Annotated in this window: 10 protein-coding genes and 1 pseudogene; 1 reads left to right on the forward strand and 10 read right to left on the reverse strand. The window is 74.7% G+C overall.

The window, feature by feature from the left end; genetic code table 11:
* The 6 genes and pseudogenes from GT030_RS31825 to cobM all read right to left on the reverse strand — a co-directional run.
* A pseudogene (locus GT030_RS31825) lies at window positions 1-238 on the reverse strand (aminotransferase); the annotation flags it as partial.
* Window positions 228-1,148, reverse strand: a complete 921-nt coding sequence (locus GT030_RS31830; protein WP_161204049.1) for a sirohydrochlorin chelatase — start codon at window positions 1,146-1,148, stop codon at window positions 228-230. The gene GT030_RS31830 and the pseudogene GT030_RS31825, both read right to left, overlap by 11 nt.
* Window positions 1,145-1,732, reverse strand: coding sequence for a precorrin-8X methylmutase (locus GT030_RS31835; protein WP_161204050.1), 588 nt, complete (start codon window positions 1,730-1,732; stop codon window positions 1,145-1,147). Before GT030_RS31835 ends, GT030_RS31830 begins: the two co-directional genes overlap by 4 nt.
* On the reverse strand, window positions 1,729-3,420 hold the full coding sequence (gene cobJ, locus GT030_RS31840) for a precorrin-3B C(17)-methyltransferase (RefSeq protein ID WP_161204051.1): 1,692 nt from the start codon (window positions 3,418-3,420) through the stop codon (window positions 1,729-1,731). The genes GT030_RS31835 and cobJ overlap by 4 nt, the downstream gene beginning before the upstream one ends.
* Window positions 3,417-4,652, reverse strand: a complete 1,236-nt coding sequence (cbiE, locus tag GT030_RS31845; protein ID WP_161204052.1) for a precorrin-6y C5,15-methyltransferase (decarboxylating) subunit CbiE — start codon at window positions 4,650-4,652, stop codon at window positions 3,417-3,419. Before cbiE ends, cobJ begins: the two co-directional genes overlap by 4 nt.
* Window positions 4,649-5,467: a precorrin-4 C(11)-methyltransferase gene (gene cobM / locus GT030_RS31850; protein ID WP_135790630.1), complete on the reverse strand. Its 819-nt coding sequence runs from the start codon at window positions 5,465-5,467 to the stop codon at window positions 4,649-4,651. The genes cbiE and cobM overlap by 4 nt, the downstream gene beginning before the upstream one ends.
* Window positions 5,468-5,612: 145 nt before the next feature.
* Here cobM and GT030_RS31855 point away from each other — a divergent pair, with 145 nt between their 5' ends.
* A complete protein-coding gene (locus tag GT030_RS31855; protein ID WP_161204053.1) occupies window positions 5,613-6,344 on the forward strand; it encodes a ZIP family metal transporter in 732 nt (243 codons plus the stop codon).
* 5 nt (window positions 6,345-6,349) lie between these two features.
* Here the strand turns inward: GT030_RS31855 and cobI are convergent, their stop codons facing one another.
* The 4 genes from cobI to GT030_RS31875 all read right to left on the reverse strand — a co-directional run.
* The gene (gene cobI, locus GT030_RS31860) at window positions 6,350-7,081 is read right to left on the reverse strand and encodes a precorrin-2 C(20)-methyltransferase (RefSeq protein WP_202460811.1); all 732 of its coding nucleotides are present in this window, start codon (window positions 7,079-7,081) and stop codon (window positions 6,350-6,352) included.
* Window positions 7,078-8,469, reverse strand: a complete 1,392-nt coding sequence (locus GT030_RS31865; RefSeq protein ID WP_202460812.1) for a cobyrinate a,c-diamide synthase — start codon at window positions 8,467-8,469, stop codon at window positions 7,078-7,080. Before GT030_RS31865 ends, cobI begins: the two co-directional genes overlap by 4 nt.
* Window positions 8,469-9,068, reverse strand: coding sequence for a cob(I)yrinic acid a,c-diamide adenosyltransferase (gene cobO / locus GT030_RS31870; RefSeq protein ID WP_161204056.1), 600 nt, complete (start codon window positions 9,066-9,068; stop codon window positions 8,469-8,471). Before cobO ends, GT030_RS31865 begins: the two co-directional genes overlap by 1 nt.
* A partial coding sequence (locus GT030_RS31875; RefSeq protein ID WP_161204057.1) for a VWA domain-containing protein occupies window positions 9,068-9,682 on the reverse strand: 615 nt, incomplete at its 5' end. The genes cobO and GT030_RS31875, both read right to left, overlap by 1 nt.

Raw genomic sequence — 9,682 nt, forward strand, 5'->3', positions numbered from 1 at the left:
CCGCCGTCAGCAGCACCCGCTCCACGGGCAGCCCGTGCCGCCGAGCCACCGCCGCCCGCGCGGCCCGCCCGTCCGGGTAGGCCGCGAGAGTGGTCAGTGAGGCGGCGATCTCCTCGCGCAGCCAGCGCGGGGGCGTGTCCGCGCGGACGTTGACGGCGAGGTCCACCAGGCCCGCCCCGGCGTCGCGGACCTCGGCGTCCCCGTGGTGGCGCAGATCGGGCCCGGCGTCAGTGCGCATGGCTGTGGGAGTGGCCGCCGTGGTGGTGATGGCCGTGCCCGTGGTCGTGGCCGTCGTCGTCCGGGTGGAAGTGCGGCTGCTGGGGCTGCCCCACCTTGTCCTCAAAACCCGGCAGCGCGATCCGGTACACACAGGAGTCGCAGTTCATGCGCAGATCACCGGCGACGGCCTCCGCGTACCGCTCCATCACCAGGTCCAGCAGCTCCGGCTCGGGCCCGATCACGTCCGCCGAACGCACCTCCACCTCCGGGTGCGCGGCCGCCCACTCCTCGGTCTGCCGCCGCACCCGGTCGGGCAGGATGCCGGTGAACAGGAAGTACGGCAGCACGACGATCCGGCGCGCCCCCAGCCGGGCGACCCGGTCCAGGCCGCTCGGCACGTCCGGTGCCGCCAGCGACACGAACGCCGTCTCCACACCCGCGTATCCGCGCCCCTCCCACAGCAGCCGGGCCGCCTTGCACACCTCGGCGTTGGCGTCCGGGTCGGTGGAGCCGCGCCCGACCAGGAGGACGGTCACGTCCTCGCGGGGGGTGCCGGCGAGGGTTTCGTCCAGCCGGCGTTCCAGCACCCGCAGCAGGGCGGGGTGCGGGCCGAGGGGGCGGCCGTAGGTGTAGGTGACGCCCGGATGGCGCTCCTTCTCGCGGGCCAGCGCGGCCGGTATGTCGCCCTTGGCGTGCCCGGCGGACACCAGCATCAGCGGCACGGCGGCGAAGCGGCGTACGCCCCGCTCCACCAGCTCGGTGACGGCCTCGCCCAGCGGGGGCGGGGACAGCTCGATGAAGCCGCCCGCGACGGGCAGTTCGGGGTGGCGGCGGCCCAGCTCCTTCACGAAGTCGCGGAACGCCTCGGCCCCGGCCTCGTCACGGGTGCCGTGTCCGGCGATGAGCAGGGCGGGCGGCTGGGTGGTCACGGTGTCTCCTCGGGGTGGGTCGGGTGGTACAGCAGGGCGTTGAGCGCGGCGGCGGCGACCGCCGAGCCGCCCTTCTCGGAGACGTTGCTCACGGCGGGCAGCCCGCTCGCGCGCAGCGCCTCCTTGGACTCGGCGGCGCCCACGAAGCCGACCGGCAGCCCGATGACGAGCGCCGGGTCGGCGTCCAGGGTGAGCAGCTCCTCCAGCGCGGTCGGCGCACAGCCGATCACCCACAGCGCGCCCGGACCGACCTGCTCGTACGCGAGGCGCACGGCGTTCGCCGAACGGGTCAGTCCGGGGCCGGACCTGGCCTCCCGCAGCCGGCAGACGGTGTCGCGGCGGGTGATCCCGGCCGCGACCATCTCCACGTCCACGACGACCGGCGCCCCGGCGTGCAGCGCGGCGTGCCCGCGCCGGAGGTCGGCCTCGGCCGTGACGAGGTCGGTGGCGTAGTCGAGGTCGGCGGCGGAGTGGATGACCCGCTCCACCACCGCACGGGTCAGCGGCGGAAAGCCGGAGGTGTCCAGGCGGGCGCGCAGCCGCCGGAACGACTCCTGCTCGATGGGGTGGACGACACGGTTCACCGGGCTCCCTCCGGGGCGTGCTGCCAGCGGTAGCCGCGCGGGGTCACCATCCGCCCGGCGATGTTCCGGGTGGCGGTGTTGCCGACGGTGACCACCGTCATCATGTCGACGGTCGCCGGGTCGAGTTCGGCGAGCGTGGTCAGCCGGGCGGACTCGTCCGGCCGGGAGGCGTTGCGCACCACACCGACCGGCGTCCCCGGCTCCCGGTGGTCGCTCAGGACGGCCAGCGCCTTGGGGAGCTGCCAGTCCCGGCCGCGCGAACGGGGGTTGTAGAAGGTCACCACGATGTCCGCCTCGGCGGCCGCGCGCACCCTGCGCTCGATGACCTCCCACGGGGTGTGCAGGTCGGAGAGGCTGATCGAGACGTGGTCGTGGCCCAGTGGCGCGCCCAGCACCGCCCCGGCCGCGAGCGCGGCGGTGACACCGGGTACGCCGACCACGTCGATGTCGTCGGACGCCTCCGCGAGCGCGGGGGAGGCCATGGCGTACACGCCCGCGTCCCCGCTGCCGATCAGCGCCACCGCGTGCCCCTTGCGGGCCTCCGCGACCGCCGTACGGGCCCGCTCCTCCTCCGCCCCGAGTCCCGACTCCAGCACCCGGGTACCGGGCCGGATCAGGTCGCGGATCTGGTCGACGTACTGGTCCAGGCCCACCAGCACCGAGGCGCGCCGCAGTTCGGCGGCCGCGCGCGGGGTCAGCAGGTCGCGGGCGCCGGGTCCGAGCCCCACCACCGCGAGCCGTCCCCGGCCGGGACGTCGTACGACCGCGCAGGTCGCCATGGCAGGGTCGGCGGCCGACTTCCGCTTGGGCACGAGGAGTTCGCCACCGGTCCGCAGCGCGGCGGCCTCCGCCACGGACGGGGTGCCGACCGCGGCGAGGGGCGCGTCGGAAGGATTCGGCACGGCCACGGCGGCCAGCTCGTCCGCCGGGTACGTCACCAGGGGCACGCCCAGCCGCTCCGCGGCGGCCACGATGCCGGGCTCCTCCGACTTGGCGTCCACGGTGGCGAGTTCGGCCACCGACCGCACCGAGAGCCCCGCCTCGCGCAACGCCACCTCGATCAGCCCGAGCACCTCCTCGACAGGTGCACCCCTGGACGCGCCGACCCCGACCACCAGGGACGGCGGACGCAACAGCACCTCGTCCGGGCCCGGTTGTACGGCACGGTCGGTCAACCGCACCGTGTAAGCGCCCTGGTCGGCAAAGGGCACCGGCGGCAGCGGCCAGGCCAACTCGGCCTCCAGCGCCACCGGTTCACCGTCCAGCAGCGCCCGTGACACCGCCGCGACCGCGCCCTCCGCCGGCAGGCCCAGGGTGTCCAGTCCGGCCAGGCCCACCGCGTCCGTCGCCGTCGTCACCACGGGCTCCGCCCCGAGCAACCCGGCCACCTCGTACGCCAGTTCATTGGCGCCGCCGCCGTGTCCGCCGATCAGGGACACCGCGAACCGGCCGCCCTCGTCCACGCACACCACGCCCGGATCGGTTGCCTTGTCCCCGAGCAGCGGGGCCAGCAGCCGGACCGTGGCACCGGTGGCCAGGAAGCACACCAGCCGGTCGCACTCCGCGAACGCCGCCCGTACGGCCTCCCCGGCCGGGCCCTCGTACACCCGCGTACGGTCCGGCCAGGCCGCGGCCAGCCGGTCGCGGGCCGCCGCCCCCGCCGCGGTGGCGGAAATCAGGCCGATCACTGGACTCCTCCTTCACTCCGTGCCGGGAGGCGGTCGCCCCACAGCAGGAAAACGGGGTTGCCGGCCGCCAGCCGGGTCACATCACCCGGCAGCGGCGCCAGCCGCGAGGACTGCAACAGCACCCCGTCACAGCTCAGCCCGGCCCGCGTCAGCGCCTCGCGCACCGGGCCGACCCGGTCCAGCGCGGCCACGGCCACCACGACCGTCCGCCGCGCCCGCTCCGCGCAGACGCCGACCACGGCGGGCAGGTCACGCCCGCCACCGCCCACGAACACCGCGTCCGGCTCGTCGAGACCGGCCAGCGCCTCTGGGGCGGTGCCGTGCACCACGCTCACGTCGACACCGTGGGCGCGGGCGTTGGCCCGTACCCGCCCGGCGCCGTCCTCGGTCTTCTCCACGGCGGTCACGGCCGCGCCGAGCCGCGCGCACTCCACGGCCACCGAGCCCGACCCCGCGCCCACGTCCCACACCAGGTCGCCCAGGCGCGGCCCGAGCCGGGCGAGCGCCAGCGCCCGCACCTCGAACTTGGTGATCATCGAGTCCCGGTGCGCGAACTCGCCCTCGGCGAGCGCCCATCGCGCGGGCCCGGCACCCGCACCGGCGACCGTGCGCGGACCGTCCCCGTCCCGTGTCTCGTCCAGGCACAGCACCACGCTCACCGCCGGACCCCAGTCCCGCGCGGCGGCCTCGGCGGGCGTCACCCGCTCCACCCGCTCCCGCTCCGGATCACCGAGCGCGCTCACCACGACCAGCGCCCGGCCCGTACCGTCCAGCCGGGCACCCAGCTCGGCCGGACCCGAGCCCGGCCCGGTCAGCACGGCCACCTTCGGGCGCGCCCGGCACACGTTCACCGCCGTACGCAGGTCCCGTCCGTGCGCGCTCACCACCACCGCGTCGTCCCAGGTCAGCCCCAGCCGGGCGAAGGCACCCGCCACCGAGGACACGCCCGGCCGTACATCGAGCCGCCCCGCGCCGAAGCGTTCCGCCAGCACCCGCACGATGCCGAAGAACCCCGGATCACCCGAGGCCAGCACCACCACGGGCCGCTGTTCGGCCACGTACTTCCCGATCGCGTCCAGGGCGGGCCCCAGCGGGCCGAGCACCATGCGTGCCGCGCCCTCGGGCACCGGCGCCGCGTCCAGATGGCGCTGCCCGCCGACCACCAGCTCCGCCCCGGTGAGCGCGTCCGGCGGGAGCGGGGCGCCCGTTCCCGCGCCGACGACCGTGATCAACTGCTCGCCCCCCGCTCCCGCAGCGCCCGCCGCGCCTCCGGGTCGGCCTTGCGGAAGCCGTGGAAGTGGCCGGGGTGGTACAGGTGCGAGCGGGTGCCGTGCGCGTCCAGCGCGGCGCCGACCAGGAACAGGGTGTGCTTCCACAGCCGGTGCTCCTTGACCGTCTCCTCCAGCGTGCCGATCGTGCACCGCACGACCAGCTCCTCCGGCCAGGTCACCTGATGGGCGACCACGACCGGGGTGGACGTCGGGTAGCCGCCCTCCAGCAGCTCCCGCACCAACTGGCCGCTGCGTGCCGCCGACAGGAACACCGCCATCGTGGTGCCGTGCCGGGCGAACTCGCGCACCTCCTCACCGGGCGGCATCGGCGTCTTGCCGCCGCCGAGCCGGGTCAGGATCACCGACTGGGCCACCTCCGGAATGGTCAGCTCGCGCCCCGCCAGCGCGGCCACCGCCGAGAACGAGGACACGCCCGGCACGATCTCCGTGGCGATCCCGGCCTCCGCGCAGCGGTCCATCTGCTCCTGCGTGCCGCCCCACAGCGAGGGGTCGCCGGAGTGCACCCGCGCGACCTTCAGACCCTCCGCGTGGGCACGCCGGTACACGGCCACCACGTCCTCCAGGGAGAGGGTCGCCGAGTCGAGGATCTCCGCGTCCGCGCGGGCGTGCTCCAGCACCTCGGCGCGGACCAGGCTGGCCGCCCAGATCACCACGTCCGCCTCCGCGATCGCGCGGGCCGCGCGGAACGTCAGCAGGTCGGCGGCACCGGGCCCGGCACCGACGAACGTCACCTTGCCGGCGGGGGCATCGGCCATGGGAAGGGTCCTCTCCTACGGGAAGCCCGGACACCTGGTCGTGGTCCGGGAGGGGGCTGTGGAACTGGGGTGAATGTCAGGGTCTGGTGAGGTTTGCGAGCCGCAGGATGTGCGCACAGGGCCCCGCATCGGATAGCAAGGGCCTATGGCGGTCCTTGTCGCGCTCGGCGCGTTCCTGATGACGCTGGCCGGCGGCTGGACGGCGCAGCGCGTGACCGACCGTCGCCACCTGGTCCTGGGTCTGGCCGGCGGCCTCATGCTGGGCGTGGTCGGCCTCGACCTGCTTCCCGAGGCGCTGGAGGCGGCCGGTCACAGAGTGTTCGGCGTACCCGCGGCGCTCGTGCTGTTCGTGGCCGGATTCCTGCTGGCCCATCTGGTGGAACGTCTCCTCGCCGGCCGCCAGGCCGCGCACGGCGCCGGCGAGCACACGCACCGGGCGCCGGAGGTCGGCCTCACGGCGGCCGCCGCGATGGTCGGGCACAGCTTCATGGACGGCGTCGCCATCGGCGCCGCTTTCCAGATCGGCGAGGGCATGGGCCTGTCCGTCGCCCTCGCCGTGATCGCGCACGACTTCGCCGACGGCTTCAACACCTTCACCATCACCAGCCTGTACGGCAACGCCCGCCGACGGGCCGTCGCCATGCTGGTCGCCGACGCCTGCGCGCCGGTGCTGGGCGCGCTGTCCACCACGCTCGTGCACATCCCGGAAAAGCTGCTCGGCGGCTACCTCGGCCTCTTCGGCGGCGCGCTGCTCTATCTCGCCGCCGCCGAGATCCTCCCCGAGGCCCACCACGAACACCCCGCCCGCTCCACCGTGCTGTGCACCGTCGCGGGCGCCGCCTTCATCTGGCTGGTGGTCGGCTTCTCCGGCGGCTGACCCCCTCACAGCTTCCCGCCCCGGCCGCCCTCGCGCCGGGGCGGCGCTATGAGCGTCGACAGGTACGGCAGCGCGTCGCCGTCCAGCTCGGCGGCGGGCCGTACGGACTCCTCCGGCAGGCCCAGCGCCGAGCCCCACACCGCGTCCTCCAGCCGGCCGGACTCCCGCAGCGCCCGGGCCACCTCGGCCGCGTGCCGCCCGAACTTGTACGCCACCACGGTCCCCGGACCGGCCAGCGCCTCCTTCAGCGCCGCAGCGCCCCCCGTCACCGGGACCAGCGTCAGCGGCTCGGTGCCCTCGGTCAGGACCGCGCCCGACCTGGCCGCGAGGTCCTGCATCGCGGTGATGCCGGGGACCGTCTCGACGACCAGCGCGGGCACGAGCGCGGTGAGCGTCTGCGCGAGGTAGGTGAAGGTCGAGTACACGTTGGGGTCCCCGATGGTCGCGAACGCCACGTACGCGTGCTCCCGCAGCAGCTCCGCGACCCGCGCGCCCGCCGCGTCCCACGCGGCCTCCCGGCGCGCGTGGTCCGTCCGCTCGTTCAGCGCGAACACCACCCGGACGATCTTCTCCCCGGACACGTGGTGCAGCACCGTCGCCTCCGCCCGGCCCCGCTCCATGGTGTCCATCACCGGTACGACCACCACATCGGCGGCCCGCAACGCGTTGACCCCCTTCACCGTCACCAGCTCCGGGTCCCCGGGACCCACTCCGACCCCGACCAGCCTGCTGCTCATGAAGTCCGGCACCTCTCCGTGAATCTCCGGGCCACTCCGGGCTCTGACGCCCAGTGCGTATGCAGATAACTCGCGTGCACGCCCTGCTGCACGAACCCCTCCACCCGCCGACGGGGCGCGACAACGCCCCACGCGGGCGCCTCGCCGGCCCCCGGCTCGATCACGGTCCGGTGGAACTCGTGCCCCCGCATCCGAGTCCCGGCCACCGCCAGCACGCTGTCCCCCACGGCCACGGCGTCCCGGTACCCGAGCGTCAACCGCTCGCCCATCCGCGCGGCCGCATCGAGCACGCCGCACATGGGGACCCCGTCGAGCTCCCGGCACAGGTAGAGCAGTCCGGCACACTCAGCGGCAACGGGTGCCCCGGAAAGGGCGAGCGCGGCGATCTCCTTGCGCAGCGACTCGTTGGCCCCGAGCTCACTGGCGTAGACCTCGGGGAACCCTCCACCGATGACGAGCCCCCGAGTCCCCTCGGGCAGTCGCTCGTCCCGCAGCGGGTCGAAGGTGACGGCCTCAGCCCCGGCAGCGTCGAGCAACTCGGCGTGCTCGGCATAGGAGAAGGTGAACGCGGGCCCACCAGCGACGGCCACCACGGGTCGTGGACGTACGGCGTCGCTGTCGTCGCTCCGGGGCGGCTGGTCGTGGATGGGCGGAGAAAGGGCCTCAGCCGGAGACCACCCCGCACCCGGCAACGCTCCCGCACTACGCGCCAGCGCCATCAGCGCGTCCAGGTCGCACCCGGCGGACACCTGCGCCGCCATCGCCGCGACCGCGGACACCGCGGCAGCACCCCGCTCGGCGACGGGCACCAGACCCAGATGCCGGGACGGCGTCTCCACCTGCGAGGCCCGCCGCAGCGCGCCCAGCACAGGCACCCCCGCCTCCTCCAGAGCCTCCCGCAGCAGCGCCTCGTGCCGCGAGGACCCCACCTTGTTGAGGATGACGCCCCCGATCCGCACCCCGGTGTCCCAGGAAGCGAACCCATGCACCAGCGCGGCCACCGAGCGCGACTGCGACGACGCGTCGACAACCAGCACCACCGGCGCCCGCAGCAACTTGGAGACCTGCGCGGTGGACGCCAGCTCCCCCTGCCCCGCAGCCCCGTCGTACAGCCCCATCACGCCCTCGACGACCGCGAGATCGCACCCCCGGGCCCCATGGCCGAACAGCGGGGCGACCAGCTCCGGCCCACACAGATACGCGTCGAGATTCCGCCCCACCCGCCCGGTGGCGAGCGCGTGATAGCCGGGGTCGATGTAGTCCGGCCCCACCTTGTGCGGGGACACCGCGAGTCCCCGCGCGGCGAACGCGGCCATCAGCCCCGTGGCGACGGTCGTCTTCCCGCACCCCGACGAGGGCGCGGCGATGACCAGCCGAGGAACGGACATCACCACTCGATGCCCCTCTGCCCCTTCTGCCCGGCGTCCATGGGGTGCTTCACCTTGGACATGTCGGTCACCAGATCCGCGAACTCCACCAGGGCGGCGGGCGCGTTGCGCCCGGTGATCACCACGTGCTGATTCCCCGGCCGGGCCCGCAGCACCGAGACGACCTCCTCGGTGTCCACCCACCCCCAGTGCATCGGGTACGCGAACTCGTCCAGCACGTACAGCCGGTACGTCTCGGCGGCCAGGTCCCGCTTGACCTGCGCCCATCCCTCCCGGGCCTTCTCCTCGTTGTCGAGCTGGGCGTCCCGCTGCACCCAGGACCACCCCTCGCCCATCTTGTGCCAGTCGACGGTCCCGCCCTCGCCGGAGGCACCGAGCACGCGCAGCGCGTTCTCCTCGCCGACCTTCCACTTCGCCGACTTGACGAACTGGAACACCCCGATCGGCCACCCCTGGTTCCAGGCCCGCAGCGCCAGCCCGAACGCGGCCGTCGACTTGCCCTTCCCGATCCCCGTGTGCACGACCACCAGCGGGCGGTTGCGCCGCTGCCGCGTCGTCAACCCGTCGTCCGGCACCACACTCGGCTGCCCCTGCGGCACTACGCGGCCCTCCTCGAAGTCGTCCCCCGTACATCCCTGACCAGCCCGGCGATGGCGTCCGCCCGCAGCTCCTCCAGCGTCACCGCCGTACCCCCCAGCTCCTCCGCGAGCCGCCCGGCGAGCCCCAGCCGCACCGGCCCCGACTCGCAGTCCACGACCACCGAGGCCACCGACTCCGCGCCCAGCAGCCGCGCCGCGCGCCCCGCCAGCGCCACCGGCTCCGGACCACCGGTCGCCCGGCCGTCCGTCACCACCACCAGCAGCGCCCGCCGCGAGGGGTCCCGCAGCCGCTCCACCCGCAGCACGTCGTGCGCCTTCAGCAGCCCCGCGGCCAGTGGCGTACGGCCGCCCGTCGGCAGCGACTCCAGCCGGGCCGCCGCCGCGTCCACCGACGAGGTCGGGGGCAGCGCCACCTCGGCGGCCGTGCCCCGGAAGGTCACCAGACCGACCTTGTCCCGCCGCTGGTAGGCGTCCAGCAGCAGCGACAGCACGGCACCCTTCACCGCGCTCATCCGCTGCCGCGCCGCCATCGAACCGGAGGCGTCCACCACGAACAGCACGAGGTTCCCCTCGCGCCCCTCCCGCGCCGCCTGCCGCAGATCGTCCCGGCGCAG

This window comes from Streptomyces sp. SID1328, from assembly GCF_009865595.1.
In the GTDB taxonomy this organism is placed as follows: domain Bacteria; phylum Actinomycetota; class Actinomycetes; order Streptomycetales; family Streptomycetaceae; genus Streptomyces; species Streptomyces griseoluteus.